Origin of the sequence: Pseudomonas sp. FYR_7 (assembly GCF_043106155.1) — a bacterium.
In the GTDB taxonomy this organism is placed as follows: domain Bacteria; phylum Pseudomonadota; class Gammaproteobacteria; order Pseudomonadales; family Pseudomonadaceae; genus Aquipseudomonas; species Aquipseudomonas parafulva_B.
Window position 1 is genome coordinate 44,329 of record NZ_JBICMI010000071.1, and the last position, 17,190, is coordinate 61,518.

Annotated in this window: 14 protein-coding genes; 2 read left to right on the plus strand and 12 right to left on the minus strand. The window is 60.4% G+C overall.

The genetic code is table 11. From position 1 onward, the window contains the following. Positions 1–424 precede the first annotated feature (424 nt). The gene (locus ACF8R3_RS17255; protein ID WP_058602669.1) at positions 425–700 is read left to right on the plus strand and encodes a hypothetical protein; all 276 of its coding nucleotides are present in this window, start codon (positions 425–427) and stop codon (positions 698–700) included. A gap of 67 nt (positions 701–767) precedes the next feature. On the opposite strand, the gene ACF8R3_RS17260 is transcribed toward ACF8R3_RS17255, so the two are convergent. From ACF8R3_RS17260 to sdhC, 11 genes are all read right to left on the minus strand, one after another. After that, entirely contained in the window at positions 768–1,517 is a 750-nt protein-coding gene (locus ACF8R3_RS17260) for a DUF599 domain-containing protein (protein WP_058602668.1), read from the minus strand. A gap of 236 nt (positions 1,518–1,753) precedes the next feature. Further along, positions 1,754–3,067: a branched-chain amino acid transport system II carrier protein gene (brnQ, locus tag ACF8R3_RS17265; protein WP_058639741.1), complete on the minus strand. Its 1,314-nt coding sequence runs from the start codon at positions 3,065–3,067 to the stop codon at positions 1,754–1,756. Positions 3,068–3,475: 408 nt separating this feature from the next. Next, positions 3,476–4,360: a succinate--CoA ligase subunit alpha gene (sucD, locus tag ACF8R3_RS17270; protein ID WP_004376004.1), complete on the minus strand. Its 885-nt coding sequence runs from the start codon at positions 4,358–4,360 to the stop codon at positions 3,476–3,478. After that, positions 4,360–5,526 (minus strand): ADP-forming succinate--CoA ligase subunit beta, encoded by a 1,167-nt coding sequence (sucC, locus tag ACF8R3_RS17275; protein ID WP_023533614.1) that lies wholly within the window; start codon positions 5,524–5,526, stop codon positions 4,360–4,362. The genes sucD and sucC overlap by 1 nt, the downstream gene beginning before the upstream one ends. Before the next feature lie 172 nt (positions 5,527–5,698). Next, the gene (gene lpdA / locus ACF8R3_RS17280; protein ID WP_058602666.1) at positions 5,699–7,135 is read right to left on the minus strand and encodes a dihydrolipoyl dehydrogenase; all 1,437 of its coding nucleotides are present in this window, start codon (positions 7,133–7,135) and stop codon (positions 5,699–5,701) included. A 94-nt stretch (positions 7,136–7,229) separates the two neighbouring features. Next, on the minus strand, positions 7,230–8,450 hold the full coding sequence (gene odhB, locus ACF8R3_RS17285) for a 2-oxoglutarate dehydrogenase complex dihydrolipoyllysine-residue succinyltransferase (protein WP_392515936.1): 1,221 nt from the start codon (positions 8,448–8,450) through the stop codon (positions 7,230–7,232). 42 nt (positions 8,451–8,492) lie between these two features. After that, positions 8,493–11,324 (minus strand): 2-oxoglutarate dehydrogenase E1 component, encoded by a 2,832-nt coding sequence (locus tag ACF8R3_RS17290; protein ID WP_058602664.1) that lies wholly within the window; start codon positions 11,322–11,324, stop codon positions 8,493–8,495. 239 nt (positions 11,325–11,563) lie between these two features. Beyond that, complete coding sequence (locus ACF8R3_RS17295; RefSeq protein ID WP_023533615.1) at positions 11,564–12,268, minus strand: succinate dehydrogenase iron-sulfur subunit; 705 nt, start codon at positions 12,266–12,268, stop codon at positions 11,564–11,566. An 11-nt stretch (positions 12,269–12,279) separates the two neighbouring features. Further along, positions 12,280–14,052, minus strand: a complete 1,773-nt coding sequence (gene sdhA, locus ACF8R3_RS17300; protein ID WP_058602663.1) for a succinate dehydrogenase flavoprotein subunit — start codon at positions 14,050–14,052, stop codon at positions 12,280–12,282. A 3-nt stretch (positions 14,053–14,055) separates the two neighbouring features. After that, entirely contained in the window at positions 14,056–14,424 is a 369-nt protein-coding gene (gene sdhD, locus ACF8R3_RS17305; protein WP_023533603.1) for a succinate dehydrogenase, hydrophobic membrane anchor protein, read from the minus strand. Further along, on the minus strand, positions 14,418–14,804 hold the full coding sequence (gene sdhC / locus ACF8R3_RS17310) for a succinate dehydrogenase, cytochrome b556 subunit (protein ID WP_088523617.1): 387 nt from the start codon (positions 14,802–14,804) through the stop codon (positions 14,418–14,420). The genes sdhD and sdhC overlap by 7 nt, the downstream gene beginning before the upstream one ends. Positions 14,805–15,156: 352 nt before the next feature. Between sdhC and gltA the strand changes: the two genes are divergently transcribed. Continuing rightward, the gene (gene gltA / locus ACF8R3_RS17315; RefSeq protein WP_058639744.1) at positions 15,157–16,446 is read left to right on the plus strand and encodes a citrate synthase; all 1,290 of its coding nucleotides are present in this window, start codon (positions 15,157–15,159) and stop codon (positions 16,444–16,446) included. 108 nt (positions 16,447–16,554) lie between these two features. Here the strand turns inward: gltA and ACF8R3_RS17320 are convergent, their stop codons facing one another. Further along, complete coding sequence (locus ACF8R3_RS17320; RefSeq protein WP_058602662.1) at positions 16,555–17,160, minus strand: START domain-containing protein; 606 nt, start codon at positions 17,158–17,160, stop codon at positions 16,555–16,557. Positions 17,161–17,190 lie beyond the last annotated feature (30 nt).

Genomic DNA, 17,190 nt, shown 5'->3' on the forward strand with positions numbered 1-17,190 from the left:
ACTCCGATCAGATGACAGTGGTCGCCAAGCGGCATGGATGGCTGCGTTGGCGGCGGATGTCATGCAGATGGGGGCTGCCGAATTGATTTCAAGGGCTTGCCCGATTCGATCTTCAAATCCGAGCAGGTCGTGGCAAGCTGCTTGGCCGCCCTGCTTGCCGCAGGCGGTGTATCGTTTCCAGGTTCAGACGGGTACGGATACTGACGCAACGAAAAGACGTGCATGTGCGTACCTGCCGTGCACTGCCATACTGGCGGAGTTGCAGTTGCCCGCGGCCGTTAACCCGCCTTAGTGCGAAACAATCGCCATGGCCGGAAGTTCAGTTTCAAGATATTTAATATCTGCGTAATGACGGTGGAACTAATCCAGCAGGGCCCGACTCGAAGCATCAAGTCAACTTATTCCACCAAGGAGAGACACCCTCATGCGTAAACCATTTGCTTTTGCTCTGATGCTGGCTGCTGCCATGGGCCTGGCTGCTTGCGATAAAGCGAGCGAAGACAAAGCCCAGGACGCACAAGAACACCGTGAAGAAGCCCAGGAGAAGATGGGTGACGCACAGGACAAGATGAACGAAGCCGCCAAGGAAAACGCCGAAGCTGCCCAAGACCAGGCCGAAGCCAATCGCAAGGCTGCCGAAGAGGCTGCCCCAGCCACGCCAGCGACCACCACTACGCCGGCCGATCCTGCCAAGCAGTAATCGAACCGAACAAAAAAACCCGACATTGTCGGGTTTTTTTATGCCTGTCATTCGTGGACTAATCGTTTCAGTTAGGCAACGTGGACTGTGGGGCGTGCAACTCGCCTGTCGAACTTTCGGTGGGGGTGAACACCATGACGTCAAGCACGTCTGAATGGAACTCGCGGCGATAAAGGATCAGCACAACCCCTACACTTACCGCCATGAACAACCAGGGGTTGATAAACCAGCTCAACATGGCCATGCCGAAGTAATAAGCGCGCAGCCCGAAGTTGAATTGGTTGGCCGCCAATGACAGCACCCTGGCCGCCCTCAAGGCAAAGGCCTTGCGCTCTAGTTCGCTTACCTGACGCTCGCCGATCATGGGCGCCGAGCCCACCAGTACGGCAGCGAAGTTGTATTGACGCATGCACCAGCTGAACGTGAAGAAGGCATACACGAACACCGTGGCCAGGCACAGCAACTTGATCTCCGACATGCCCTGGGATGCCTGCTGCACCAGCGGTAAATCCGCCAGCAACGACAGCGCGCGGTCGGAAGCCCCCAGCACAGTCAAGATACCCGCCAGGATGATCAGGGTGCTGGAGGCGAAAAAGGAGGCGTTGCGTTCCAGGTTGCCGATGACGCTGGCATCGGCAATGCGGTTGTCACGCAGCAGCATCCTGCGCATCCAGTCTTCACGGTATAAATGCAACACGCTGGCCAAGCATGCGGTGTCCCGCCCCTTCCAGATGGCATAGCGCGTATAGCCGCCCCAGCACAGCACGAACCAGCATGCCGCTATGAGGTTATTGAGGTTGCTCAGGATGAAGTTCATGCAGAGATCCGTAGGTGCCATGTGCCGAAAGCATAAAGACCGTCTTTCGACGCTGGCAAGCCGCAAAAGGCACGCGAACTCCGGCGAATAATTTCCAAGGCGGCTCGCTTGCGACGTTTGCCAAGGTGCATATGAACAAAAGCCCCGCATCCTTGCGAATGCGGGGCTTGCAGTGCCAAGCAGTGGGTCCAGCATCTCGTGGCTTGTGGCCGATGCCGCACCCTGGGCTTAGCAACTCATGCCATGGCCTGGCGGGGCTTGCCGAGCATGCGATCGCATACCACTGCACCCGCCAAGGTCACCACCGACGGCACCAGCCAAGCCAGGCCCTGATCACTCAAGGGCAAGTGAGCCATGAAGTCCGGGAGCACGTGGGCAATATCGCTACCTTTGACGGCATCTACCATGCCGAACAGCAACGAGACCAGCATCACCGGGCCGAGGATGCGCGTTGGCGAGTTCCACAGCTCGTTCACGAAGCTCAGCCCCACCACGACGATGCACGGCGGGTAGATGGCGGTGAGCACAGGGATCGAGAACATGATCAGCTTGGTCAGCCCGAGGTTGGACACCAGCAGCGAGAAGCCTGCCAGGATCACGACCAGCGCGCGGTAGGACAACGGCAGGATCTGGCTGAAGTACTCGGCACAGGCGCAGGTCAAGCCCACGGCAGTCACCAGGCACGCCAGTGCGATCAACACGGCCAGGAAGCCGCTGCCCAACGAGCCGAAGGTATGTTGCACATAGGCGTGCAGCACAGCCGCCCCGTTGCTGGCCCCTGCCGCGATTTCGTGGCTACCGGCGCCCAGGCGGAACAGGCTGATATACACCAGCGCCAGGCCAACACCGGCAATCAGCCCGGCAATGATGGCATAGCGAGTGATCAACTTGGGCGACTCCACGCCGCGCGAGCGGATGGCGTTGACGATGACGATGCCAAATACCAGCGCCCCGAGCGTATCCATGGTCAGGTAGCCATCGGAGAAGCCCTTGGAGAACGCGGCAGCAGCATAGGCAGGCTGCGCCTCGCCAATGGTGCCCGCTGGCAAGGCGAAGGCCGCGATGCCAAGCACGGCCAGCGCGATGATCTTGAGCGGTGCCAGGAACCGACCCACGGTGTCCAGCAGTTTGCCAGGGTACATCGACACCGCCAACACCACGATGAAGTAGACCAGGCTGTAGATGAACAGCGCCAGCGGGCTTTCACCCGTCAACGGCGCTACACCCACCTCGAACGATACCGTCGCGGTACGCGGTGTTGCGAACAAGGGGCCAACCGACAGGTAGCAAACGGCGGCCAGCAGGCCACCAAAGAACTTGCCGATCGGGCTGCTCAGCGCATCCATGCCACCGCCGACCTTGGCCAGGGCGACCACGGTGATCACAGGCAGCCCCACCGCCGTGACCAAAAAGCCCAGCGCAGCCATCCACACGTGCGGGCCGGATTGCAGGCCGACGATGGGCGGAAAGATGATATTGCCAGCGCCTACGAAAAGCGCGAACGTCATAAAGCCAAGCGCCAGGATATCCTGGCCTTTGAGAACTTTCATTTGAGGTAGTACCACACTGCTGAAATCGGGATTCGTGAGGGGATTTCCCCATGGGTGAGGGAAATGCTGCCCGGCTTGGTAGGCCAGACCCGTTTAGCGTGTCGTTCCCTTTTGGGGCACGGGCACAAAATAGTCGCGTAGATTAACCGGTTTACCCTTCAAACGCACTGGCACAGTGCGTGTTGTCCGATGTGCGTACGTCATTGTCGTCTGCGTGAACGGAACGATCGGTATTATCCGCTGGTTGAACAGGGTGTATGTACGAAAATTCCTATCACAGCTATCGAGAAAACCTAATCCGTTTGGCCCCCTGACCTGACGAGCAAATCTTCACGAGATTAATCGGCGCCCCTATACGACAAAGGCCACCCGAAGGTGGCCTCTGTGCGCGTGGGGGGTGCAGCAATATTACTTCTTCACTTCCCAACCGGTCAGCTCGGCCAAGGCCTTGCCGATGTCAGCCAGCGAACGTACGGTTTTGACACCTGCGTCCTGCAGGGCTGCGAACTTCTCGTCTGCAGTGCCCTTGCCGCCCGAAATGATGGCGCCAGCGTGGCCCATGCGCTTGCCCGCAGGTGCAGTAACACCGGCGATGTAGGAAACGACAGGCTTGGTGACGTTGGCCTTGATGTAGGCTGCGGCTTCTTCTTCAGCCGAACCGCCGATCTCACCGATCATGACGATCGCTTCAGTCTTCGGGTCTTCCTGGAACAGCTTCAGGATGTCGATGAAGTTGGAGCCCGGGATCGGGTCTCCGCCGATGCCGACACAGGTCGACTGGCCGAAGCCGGCGTCGGTGGTCTGCTTGACAGCTTCGTAGGTCAGGGTGCCGGAGCGCGACACGATACCGACCTTGCCTGGCAAGTGAATGTGACCCGGCATGATGCCGATCTTGCACTCGCCCGGCGTGATGACGCCTGGGCAGTTAGGGCCGATCAGGGTCACGCCCAGCTCGTCGCACTTGACCTTGGCGTCCAGCATGTCCAGGGTCGGAATGCCTTCGGTAATGCACACGATCAGCTTGATGCCGCCAAACGCTGCTTCCAGGATCGAGTCCTTGCAGAACGGCGCTGGTACGTAGATGACCGAAGCATCGGCGCCGGTCGCCTCAACGGCTTCCTTGACGGTGTTGAACACCGGCAGGCCCAGGTGGGTGGTGCCACCTTTGCCTGGAGTGACGCCGCCGACCATCTTGGTGCCGTAGGCGATGGCTTGTTCGGAGTGGAAAGTACCCTGCGAGCCGGTGAAGCCCTGGCAGATGACTTTGGTGTCTTTATTGATCAGGACGCTCATTACTTGCCCTCCGCAGCTTTGACAACTTGTTGAGCAGCGTCGGTCAGGCTGGTTGCAGCAATGATGTTCAAACCGCTTTCTGCCAGTACTTTAGCGCCCAGTTCGGCGTTGTTGCCTTCAAGGCGAACGACGACCGGCACCTTCACGCCGACTTCCTTCACAGCACCGATGATGCCTTCGGCAATCATGTCGCAGCGAACGATGCCGCCGAAGATGTTGACCAGAACGGCCGCGACATTGCTGTCGGACAGAATGATCTTGAACGCTTCGGTAACGCGTTCCTTGGTAGCACCGCCGCCCACGTCGAGGAAGTTGGCTGGCTTGCCGCCATGCAGGTTGACGATGTCCATGGTACCCATGGCCAGGCCAGCACCGTTGACCATGCAGCCGATGTTGCCTTCCAGGGCAACGTAGTTCAGTTCGAACTTGGCAGCGTGGGCTTCACGGGCATCGTCCTGGGACGGGTCGTGGAAGGTTTTCAGCTTCGGCTGACGGTACATGGCGTTGGCATCGATGTTGATCTTGGCATCGAGGCAGTGCAGGTCGCCGTCGGCCTTGATCACCAGCGGGTTCACTTCCAGCAGGGCCAGATCGTGATCCTTGAACAGCTTGGCCAGGCCCACGAAGATCTTGGCGAACTGTTGCACTTGCTTGCCTTCCAGACCCAGCTGGAACGCCAGCTCGCGACCTTGGAACGGCTGAGCGCCGACCAGTGGATCGATAGTGGCCTTGAGGATTTTTTCAGGTGTGTCGTGAGCGACTTTCTCGATGTCCACGCCGCCTTCGGTGGAGGCCATGAACACGATGCGGCGGCTCGAACGATCGACCACAGCGCCCAGGTACAGCTCTTTGGCGATGTCGGTGCAGGATTCGACCAGAATCTTGGAGACGGGTTGACCGTTGGCATCGGTCTGGTAGGTGACCAGATTCTTGCCCAACCACTGTGCAGCGAACGCCTTGGCGTCTTCCTTGCTGCGAACCAGCTTGACGCCGCCCGCTTTGCCGCGACCGCCAGCGTGAACCTGGGCTTTGACGACCCACTCGTTCCCGCCGATCTTGTCGCAGGCTTCTGCCGCTTCTTCAGGGGTGTCGACCGCGAAACCCTTGGAAACTGGCAGGCCGTACTCAGCGAACAGCTGCTTACCCTGATACTCGTGAAGATTCATGCTTTTTACCGTCTTCGTTAGGTACTGCGCTTCGGCGCTGCGCCATCACTGGCGCCGCACCACCTGTGACCGTTGACCCCGGGTTATCCCATGTGATCCGGTCCGGCGGACTTTCCGCGGTGAGTCATGCACGCAAGACTCACGACGGGCAGCCCGCCGTGGTTTCTTATGATTAACGCTTCTTACGGTTGGCGACGTGAATGGCACCGCCATTCACCGCCAGCGCTGCTTCGTGCAACGCTTCGGACAGGGTTGGATGGCTGAAGACCATCATGCCCAGATCCTCGGCACTGGTGCCGAATTCCATTGCGATTGCGCCCTGCTGTACCAGTTCGGCAGCCGATGGGCCAATCACGTGCACACCCAGTACGCGGTCGGTCTTGGCATCGGCGATGACCTTGACGAAACCACCGGTGTCGTTGGCCGCCATCGCACGGCCGCTGGCCGCGAACGGGAAGGTGCCCACGTTAACCTCAACACCCTCGGCCTTCAAGGACTGTTCGGTCTTGCCGACCCATGCGATTTCCGGGTGGGTGTAAATGACCGATGGGATCAGGTCGTAGTTCATCTGGGCCTTGTGACCCTTGATGCGCTCGACGACCATGATGCCCTCTTCCGAGGCCTTGTGCGCCAGCATCAGGCCACGCACCACGTCACCGATGGCGTAGACGCCCGGCACGCTGGTCGCGCACTGGTCATCGACGTAGATGTAGCCACGCTCGTCGATGTTCACACCGCTGTCGGCAGCCAGCAGGTCGGTGGTCACTGGACGGCGGCCCACCGCAACGATCAGCTTGTCGAAGGTGATCTTCTGCTCGCCTTCGGCGTTGGTGTAGGTCACTTCGACTTCGTCGCCGTTGACCTTGGAACCGGTGACGCGCGCACCCAGCTTGATGTCCAGGCCTTGCTTGGTCAGAACCTTCTGGGCTTCCTTGGAGACGGCGGTGTCGGCAGCCATCAGGAAGGTGTCCAGGGCTTCGAGTACGGTCACTTCTGCGCCCAGACGCGCCCATACCGAACCCAGTTCCAGGCCGATCACGCCAGCACCGATCACGCCAAGGCGCTTGGGCACAGCTTGGAATTCCAGGGCGCCGGTGGAGTCGACGATCACATTCTGGTCGACCGGGGCCGGCGGAATGTCGATCGGGCGCGAGCCGGAAGCCAGGATGACGTTATCCGCTTCGATGACTTCGCTGGTGCCGTCAGCCTTGGTCACTTCGACCTTCTTGCCCGCCAGCAGCTTGCCGTGGCCCTGGATGGAGGTCACGCCGTTGGCCTTGAACAGGGTGGCGACACCGCCGGTCAGGTTCTTGACGATGCCTGCCTTGCGGCCAACCATCGCCGGTACGTCCATCTTCACTTCGCCAGTGGAGATACCGTGGACGTTGAAGCTCTCTTTGGCTTCCTTGTATTTCCAAGAGCTGTCCAGCAGCGCCTTGGAAGGAATGCAGCCTACGTTGAGGCAAGTGCCGCCCAGGGCCAGCTTGCCCTCGGCGTCGGTGTACTTCTCGATGCAGGCAGTCTTCAGACCAAGTTGGGCGGCCTTGATAGCAGCTACATAGCCGCCAGGACCGGCACCAATCACTACCACGTCGAATTTCTGGGTCATAAAAGATTCCTTGTTAGCTCAAGCGGCCGCTGCAAGCCGCAAGACAGACAGGCTTCGATCTGAAGCCTGTCGCTCGCAGCTTACAGCTGCGCGATTAGATGTCCAGCAGCAGGCGGGACGGATCTTCCAGCAGGTTCTTGATGGTCACCAGGAAGGTCACCGCTTCCTTGCCGTCGATCAGGCGGTGATCGTAGGACAGCGCCAGGTACATCATCGGGCGAATCACCACTTGGCCATTGATGGCCATCGGGCGCTGGATGATGTTGTGCATGCCCAGGATCGCGGCTTGTGGTGGGTTGACGATCGGCGTCGACATCATCGAACCGAAGGTACCACCGTTGGTGATGGTGAAGGTGCCGCCGGTCATTTCTTCGATGGCCAGCTTGCCGTCACGGGCTTTCTTGCCGAAGGTGGCGATACCGTTCTCGATTTCGGCCAGGCTCATGGACTCGGCGTTGCGCAGTACCGGGACCACCAGGCCACGGTCGCTGGAGACCGCTACACCGACGTCCGCGTAACCATGGTAGACGATGTCGTTGCCGTCGATCGAGGCGTTGACAGCCGGGAAGCGCTTGAGCGCTTCGGTCGCAGCCTTGACGAAGAACGACATGAAGCCCAGGCGCACGCCGTTGTGGGTCTTCTCGAACAGGTCCTTGTACTTCGAACGCAGGGCCATGACTTCGGTCATGTCGACTTCGTTGAAGGTGGTCAGCATGGCCATGTTGGACTGGGCTTCGACCAGGCGCTCGGCGATCTTGGCGCGCAGACGGGTCATCGGCACACGCTTCTCGGTACGATCGCCAGCGGCGGTCACGACCGGTGCCGGTGCTGCAGCGGCAGGCTTGGCCGCCGGGGCAGGCGCCGACTTTTTGTTGGCCACGGCAGCGACCACATCTTCCTTGGTCACGCGACCGCCTTTACCGGTACCCGACACGCTGGCCAGGTCGATGCCATTTTCTTCTGCCAGCTTGCGGGCAGCAGGGGCAGCGACCGGGTCGTCTTCACCGGCGTCGGCAGCGGCGGCGGCCGATGCGGCGGCCTGGGCAGGCGCAGCAGCAGGTGCAGCGGCAGCAGCGCCGCCCTCCACGATCGAGCCCAGCACTTCGTCGGACAGGACGGTATCGCCCTCGCCCTTGACGATGTCACCCAACACGCCGTCGGCAGTGGCCAGCACTTCCAGCACGACCTTGTCGGTCTCGATGTCGACGATCAGCTCGTCCCGCTTGACGGCGTCGCCTGGCTGCTTGTGCCAGGTGGCAACGGTGCCGTCGGCAACCGATTCCGGGAAGGTTGGGGCTTTGATCTCGATAGCCATTATCAGTGTTTCCTTAAATTCGGTTTCAGATGCGCGAAGGCGTTAAACGGTGAACGCGTCTTGCAGCAGTCGTTCCTGCTGTTCGGCGTGCTTGGAAGCGTAACCACAGGCTGGCGCGGCAGAAGCTTCGCGACCGGCGTATTCCAGGTTCAGCGCCTTGTTGTGGCGGCCCAGGATACGACGCATGTGGTGCTGGCTGCTGTACCAGGCGCCCTGGTTCATCGGCTCTTCCTGACACCAGACCGCGTGCTTGAGGTTGGTGTACGGCGCCAGGATTTCGACCAGGTCGTCTTCCGGGAACGGATACAACTGCTCGATACGCACGATCGCAATGTCTTCGCGGCCTTCGGCACGACGTTTTTCCAGCAGGTCGTAGTAGACCTTGCCACCGCACAGCACCAGGCGCTCGACCTTGGCCGGATCGAGGGTGTCGATTTCCGGAATGACGGTCTGGAACGAACCTTCCGCCAGGTCTTCGAGCGTCGAGACGGCGAGCTTGTGACGCAGCAGCGACTTGGGCGTGAGCACGATCAGCGGCTTGCGCAGCGGGCGAATGACCTGACGACGCAGCAGGTGATAGATCTGCGCCGGCGTGGTCGGCACACAGACCTGGATGTTCTGCTCTGCACATAGCTGCAGGTAACGCTCCAGGCGCGCCGAGGAGTGCTCTGGGCCCTGGCCTTCATAACCGTGCGGCAACAGCATGGTCAAGCCGCACAGACGGCCCCACTTGTGCTCGCCACTGGTGATGAACTGGTCGATCACCACTTGCGCACCGTTGGCGAAGTCGCCGAACTGAGCTTCCCAGATCACCAACGCGTTCGGCGTGGTGGTGGAGTAGCCGTACTCGAATGCCAGCACCGCTTCCTCGGACAGGAAGGAGTCGTACAGTTCGAAGCGTGGCTGGCCCGGGTACAGGTTCTTCAGCGGTACGTAGGTGCTGGCGTCTTTCTGGTTGTGCAGCACCGCGTGACGGTGGGAGAAGGTGCCGCGTCCGATGTCCTGGCCGGTCATGCGGATCGGGTGCCCTTCGAACTGCAGCGTGGCGTAGGCCATGGTTTCGGCGTAGCCCCAGTTGATCGGCAGGCCACCGGCTTGCATCTTCTGGCGATCTTCGTAGATCTTGGCGACCTGACGCTGGACCACGAAACCTTCAGGCAGCTCCAGCAGTTTTGCCGACAGCTCCTGCAGGGTCTTGAGGTCGAAGCGGGTGTCGTGGCGAGCCGTCCAGGCGTGACCCAGGTAGGGGCGCCAGTCCACGAACAACTCGCGGTTCGGCTCCTTGACCAGGCTCTTGACCACATGCAGGCCGTTGTCCAGCGCACTGCGGTAGTCGTCGATCTTGGACTGGGCGCGCTCGGCGTCGATGCGGCCTGCCTGGATGAGGGCTTCGGCGTACAGCTCGCGGGTGGTGCGCTGCTTGGTGATCTGCTGGTACATCAGCGGCTGGGTGCCGTTGGGCTCGTCGGCCTCGTTGTGACCGCGGCGACGGTAGCAAACCAGGTCGATGACCACGTCACGCTTGAACTGCATGCGGTAGTCGACGGCCAGCTGGGTGACGAACAACACGGCTTCCGGATCGTCGCCATTGACGTGCAGGATCGGCGCCTGAATCATCTTGGCCACGTCGGTGGCGTACTCGGTCGAGCGCGCATCGAGCGGGTTGCTGATGGTGAAGCCAACCTGGTTGTTGATCACGATGTGCACGGTACCGCCGGTCTTGAAACCGCGGGTCTGCGACATCTGGAAGGTTTCCATCACCACGCCCTGGCCTGCGAAGGCCGCGTCGCCGTGGATGGAGATAGGCAGCACCTTGTCGCCAACGCTGTCGTTGCGGCGGTCCTGACGGGCGCGCACCGAGCCTTCGACCACAGGCGACACGATTTCAAGGTGGGACGGGTTGAACGCCATGGCCAGGTGGACTTCGCCGCCTGGGGTCATCACGTTAGAAGAGAAGCCCTGGTGATACTTCACGTCACCGGAGCCCAGCTCGTTCATCTTCTTGCCTTCGAACTCGTCGAACAGCTCGCGCGGGTTCTTGCCGAAGGTATTGACCAGCACGTTCAGGCGACCGCGGTGGGCCATGCCGATGACGACTTCTTTGGTGCCGTAGGAGCCGGAGCGCTGGATCATTTCGTCCAGCATCGGGATCAGGCTTTCGCCACCTTCCAGGCCAAAACGCTTGGTGCCCGGGTACTTGGTACCCAGGTATTTCTCCAGGCCTTCGCCTGCGGTGACGCGCTCGAGCAGGTGGGACTGCACGTCGGCGGAGAATTCAGGACGGCCACGCACGCTTTCCAGGCGCTGCTGGAACCAGCTGCGCTGCTCGGAATCGACGATGTGGGTGAACTCGGCGCCAATGGTGCGACAATATGTCTTCTGGAGCGCATCGAGGATGTCGCGTAGGCTCGCCTCCTCTTTGCCGATGAACAGGTCGCCGGCACGGAAGGTCGTATCAAGATCGGCATTGGTCAAGCCGTAGTGATTGATCGACAGGTCTACGGGCGCAGGGCGCTGCCACAACCCCAAGGGGTCGAGCTTGGCAGCCTGATGGCCGCGCATACGATAGGCCTGGATCAGTCGCAGCACTTCAACCTGCTTCTTCTCGTGTTCACTGCTCACGCTCCCGGCAGATACCGGCTGGGCGCGGCGCTGGTTCTTTGCCAGCAGTACGAAATGATCGCGGATCGTGGAGTGCGATACGTCGGTAGCGGTGCTGCCGTCGGCGGGCAACTTCTGGAAGTAGGTGCGCCACTCTTCTGGCACAGCGTTAGGGTCGTGCAGGTAGAGTTCGTAGAGCTCTTCCACATATGCAGCGTTACCACCTGAAAGGTGGGCGCTTTCCCACATGCGCTGCATCACGCTTTCTTGCATGCTTGGTCACCCTCGATTAGGGGACTGATCGGCGAGAGCCATGAAAACCTGGAACGGTCCGAAAACAGCGACTGAACCACGCCACCTGGATCCTGCTGATTTTCCGGGTACCAGCCCGGAAAGCCCCTGCTGGTCTCATCTTCATAGGTAATGAACAGGGGCTTTGTGAGCCCCGTTCGGGTTTTACCTCGGTGCGGGTGTTACACCCGCACGTCGGCGTACTGCAGGTACAACGTGTATCAGGTGCCGCTTTGCAGCAGCATGTTACGTACGTGGCCGATCGCCTTGGTCGGATTGAGACCTTTAGGGCAAACGTTGACGCAGTTCATGATCCCGCGGCAGCGGAATACGCTGAACGGGTCATCCAGGGACGCCAGGCGCTCCTGGGTTTTGGTGTCACGGCTGTCGGCCAGGAAACGGTAGGCCTGCAACAGCGCGGCGGGGCCCAGGAACTTGTCCGGGTTCCACCAGAACGACGGGCAGGACGTGGAGCAGCACGCGCACAGGATGCACTCGTACAAGCCGTCCAGCTTGTCACGGTCTTCCGGCGACTGCAGACGTTCGATGGCCGGAGGCGGCGTATCGTTCTGCAGGAACGGTTTCACCTTCTCGTACTGCTTGTAGAAGATGCTCATGTCCACGACCAGGTCACGAATGACCGGCAGGCCAGGCAACGGACGCAGTACCAGCTTGTTGCCCTTGACCACGCCCGACAGCGGGGTGATGCAGGCCAGGCCGTTCTTGCCGTTCATGTTCATGCCATCGGAACCGCACACGCCTTCACGGCAGGAGCGACGGTACGAGAAGCCCTCGTCCTTTTCCTTGATCAGCGCCAATACATCCAGAACCATCAGGTCCTTGCCGCCGGTATCGACGTCGAACGACTCCATCTTGGGGGCCGCGTCGGTGTCGGGGTTGTAGCGATAAACTTCGACTTTCAACATAGCAGCCACCCTTAGTAGGTCCGGATTTTTGGTTCGAAGGCCGGCACGGTCTTCGGCGCAAAGTTGACGCCACGCTTGGCAACGCGCTTGACACCCGGGTAGTACAGGGTGTGGCACAGCCAGTTCTCGTCGTCACGGTCTTCGAAGTCTTCACGGGCGTGAGCGCCGCGCGACTCTTTACGGGCTTCGGCCGCGATGGCGGTAGCTTCGGCAACTTCCAGCAGGTTCTGCAGCTCCAGCGCTTCGATACGCGCGGTGTTGAAGGCCTGGGACTTGTCGTTGATCTTGACGTTGGCAATACGTTCACGCAGGCCAGCCAGTTGCTCGATACCCTTGAGCATGTACTCGCCGGTACGGAACACACCAAAGTAGTTCTGCATGCAGCTCTGCAATTCGCGCTTGAGGCTGGCTACGTCTTCGCCGGTGGAGCGCTCGTTGAGCTTGTTCAGGCGATTCAGGGCAACGTCGATGTCGGTGTCGCTGGCGTCGAGGTGCTCGATGCCGTCGCTCAGCGCCTTCTCCAGGTGCAGGCCGGCAGCACGGCCGAATACCACCAGGTCGAGCAGCGAGTTGCCGCCCAGGCGGTTTGCACCGTGAACCGATACGCACGCCACTTCACCTACGGCGAACAGGCCAGGAATGATGTGATCATTGCCTTCTTCGTCCATGGTGATGGCCTGGCCATGAATGTTGGTGGCAACGCCACCCATCATGTAGTGGCAGGTCGGAACGACCGGCACTGGCGCAACGACAGGGTCAACGTGGGCGAAGGTCTTGGACAGTTCGCAGATGCCTGGCAGACGGCTGTGCAGCACTTCCTCGCCCAGGTGGTCCAGCTTCAGCAGTACGTGGTCCTTGTTCGGGCCCACGCCGTTGCCGGCGATGATTTCCTTGACCATGGAACGGGCAACCACGTCGCGGCCGGCCAGGTCTTTGGCGTTTGGTGCGTAGCGCTCCATGAAGCGCTCGCCGTGGGCGTTGATCAGGTAACCACCCTCACCGCGGCATCCCTCGGTGACCAGTACGCCGGCGCCGGCGATACCGGTCGGGTGGAACTGCCACATCTCGATGTCCTGCACCGGAACACCGGCGCGCAGGGCCATGCCGATGCCGTCACCGGTGTTGATCAGGGCGTTGGTGGTGGAGGCGTAGATACGGCCAGCACCGCCAGTGGCCAGAACGGTGGCCTTGGACTTGATGTACATGGTTTCGCCGGTTTCGATGCAGATCGCGATCACGCCGACGAAGGCGCCTTCCTGGTTCTTCACCAGGTCAACGGCATAGTATTCGTTGAGGAAGGTGGTACCGGCTTTCAGGTTGCCCTGGTACAGAGTGTGCAGCAGCGCGTGACCGGTACGGTCGGAAGCGGCACAGGTACGGGCAGCCTGGCCACCTTTACCGAAGTCCTTGGACTGGCCGCCGAACGGGCGCTGGTAGATACGGCCGGTTTCGGTACGCGAGAACGGCAGGCCCATGTGGTCCAATTCGAAGACCGCAGCCGGGCCTTCCTGGCACATGTATTCGATAGCGTCCTGGTCACCGATGTAGTCCGAGCCCTTGACGGTATCGTACATGTGCCAGCGCCAGTCGTCGTTCGGGTCGGCCGAAGCGATGGCGCAGGTGATGCCGCCCTGGGCGGATACGGTGTGCGAACGGGTCGGGAAGACCTTGGTGACCACGGCAGTCTTGTGACCGCCCTGGGCCAGCTGCAGCGCTGCGCGCATGCCGGCGCCGCCGCCACCGATGATGATGGCGTCGAAAGAAATGGTTGGAATGCTAGCCATGGATCAGATACCCCAGAGAATCTGCACACCCCAGACGAAGTAAGCGAACATCGCAACGCCGCATACCGCCTGGAACAGGAAACGAATCGCAGTTGCCGACTTGCCGAACGACATAGGCGTCAGGTAGTCGGTAGCAATGGTCCACATGCCAACCCAGGCGTGAGCGCCGAGGGCAACGAGGGCCAGCAGACTGAAGATCCGCATCGCGTTGTTGGAGAACAGGGCATGCCACTGGGCATAGTCGATGCCTGGGTGGGCGACCACGTAGCCGATCAGGAAGATGAAGTAAGCCGCGAGAACGACCGCCGAGACGCGCTGCGCCATCCAGTCATAGAGGCCCGAACGCGACAGGTTCGTGACGTTGGTTACCATACCCAAACTCCCACCAGAACGATCAGCACCACGGAGATGACGATCACGATTTTCGAGCCCAGCTTGCCGCCTTCCAGCGTCTCGCCGACACCCATGTCCATGATCAGGTGACGAACACCTGCCACGAGGTGATAAAGCAGGGCGGACAACAGGCCCCAGGTCACAAACTTGGCCAGCGGGCTGGTCAGACACGCCTTCACTTCACCGAAGCCTTCCTCCGAACCCAGCGACTTGCCCAGTGCATACAGCATGATGGCAAGGCCGATGAACAGAATGACGCCGGAGATACGGTGCAGGATGGACGTGTACGCGGTGACAGGAAGCTTGATGGTCCTTAGGTCTAGGTTTACAGGTCGTTGGCTTTTCACGGCTTTTTTCACACTGAAGAGCCCCTAGCGAATCAGGGCAAAGTTGTTGGTAAGTGTACTGGTCAGGTACCCACCACCCAGGGAACGGCGACCCCCAGCAGGTCGGGCTTGCAAGCCCCTGGCGGTCGGGTGCCGAGTATAGACAGTTAGGCTGCTCATGACAACGTGAGGGGGTAGCCCGAATAGCGCATTGCCTTTAAGGAGGAAAAGGCGTAAATGGGCGAGAATTTCGGGAAAAATCAGGCTTGAACAGCTGATTCAACAAGCCTTTAGGCAAATTGACATCTGAATTTATCCCTCTATAGTGGTGCGGGCCCTGCGTGGGGGGTCTGTCTGATGATTTCAAGCATTAATAGGAGGCCACATGGCTGACAAAAAAGCGCAGTTGGTCATCGAGGGCACTGCCCCCGTCGAGCTGCCCATTTTAACCGGCACGGTTGGTCCTGATGTAATCGACGTCCGCGGGTTGGGGGCCACTGGTCACTTCACCTTCGACCCTGGTTTCATGGCAACGGCCTCGTGCGAGTCGAAGATCACCTACATCGACGGCGACAAGGGTATCCTGCTGCATCGCGGCTATCCCATCGAACAACTGGCCGAACAGTCCGACTACCTCGAGACCTGCTACCTGCTGCTCAACGGCGAACTCCCCAATGCCGAGCAGAAAGCCCAGTTCGTCAGCACCGTCAAGAACCACACCATGGTTCACGAACAGCTCAAGACGTTCTTCAACGGCTTCCGCCGCGACGCTCACCCGATGGCGGTGATGTGCGGTGTGGTCGGTGCCCTGTCGGCCTTCTACCACGACTCCCTGGACATCAATAACCCGCAACACCGCGAAATTTCCGCGGTGCGCCTGGTCGCAAAGATGCCGACCCTGGCCGCGATGGTGTACAAGTATTCCATGGGGCAGCCCATGATGTACCCGCGCAACGACCTGTCGTATGCGGAAAACTTCCTGCACATGATGTTCAACACCCCGTGCGAGATCAAACCGATCAGCCCGGTGCTGGCCAAGGCAATGGACCGGATCTTCATCCTCCACGCCGACCACGAGCAGAACGCCTCCACCTCCACCGTGCGCCTGGCAGGTTCGTCGGGTGCCAACCCGTTCGCCTGCATCGCTGCCGGCATCGCGGCACTCTGGGGCCCGGCCCACGGCGGTGCCAACGAAGCGGTACTGACCATGCTCGATGAGATTGGCGATGTGTCCAACATCGACACCTTCATCGCCAAGGCCAAGGACAAGAACGATCCGTTCAAGCTCATGGGCTTCGGTCATCGCGTCTACAAGAACCGCGACCCGCGCGCCACCGTGATGAAGCAGACCTGCGACGAAGTCCTGCGCGAGCTGGGCATCAAGAACGACCCGCAGCTCGAACTGGCCATGCGTTTGGAAGAGATCGCCCTGACCGATCCTTACTTCATCGAGCGCTCGCTGTACCCGAACGTCGACTTCTACTCGGGCATCATCCTGAAGGCCATCGGCATTCCGACCAGCATGTTCACCGTGATCTTTGCCCTGGCGCGCACCGTAGGCTGGATTTCGCACTGGAAGGAAATGCTCTCCAGCCCGTACAAGATCGGCCGTCCGCGCCAGCTGTACACCGGCGAGGCGAAGCGCGACATCGTGGCACTGAGCGACCGCAAGTAAGCGCTCAACGCCCAATGCCAAAAGGCTGCCCTCGGGCAGCCTTTTTTGTAGGTCCAGTGCTGACCGCCTCTTGTGACAGGTGGCCTTCACCCATCCAGCAGAGAAACGTCAGTTTTTCTCAGCGCGCGCCCGAAGCGCCTTGAGCGTATTGAACGGCGCTTCCACCACGAACTTGTTGGCAACCATCGCCGGCACACTGCCGCCTGGCTCGGTATGCACCTGGTACGTGACCTCCGTGCTGTCACCCTTGGGCACCAGCTTCCAGAAACCGTCTACCTTCGCCACCCGCACGAAGCCCTTCTCCTCGGGCACGTAGGCAGGCTCTTCGACGAGGTTGCGCGTAAGGCTGCCATCGGCACTCTTGACCGTGGTTACACGCAGCACGGAGTCGCGTGGTGTCACAGGCCAGGGTGTATTGAACTGGGTGTAGGTCCAGCTCTGGTCACCCTCGTGCTTGAGCAGCTTCTGCAACTTGCACTCGTGAATCCAGGCACAAGCCCCGGCCACATCCTCCTGCAACGCCTGAACCTTGGCCAGCGGCGCCTTGATGACGGTCACGCCTCGGTAAGCCTTGTACTTGGAGCCCGGCACTTCACTGAGAGAGACCTTGATGCCCTCCTCGTCCTTGGCCACCTGCCAGTTTTCAGCCAAGGCAACAGGTGCAAACAGAACACTGACGCCACACAGCAGCGCAATACGCTTGAACGATCTCATCATGTTTATCCTTGTTGTCGAAGATCCAGC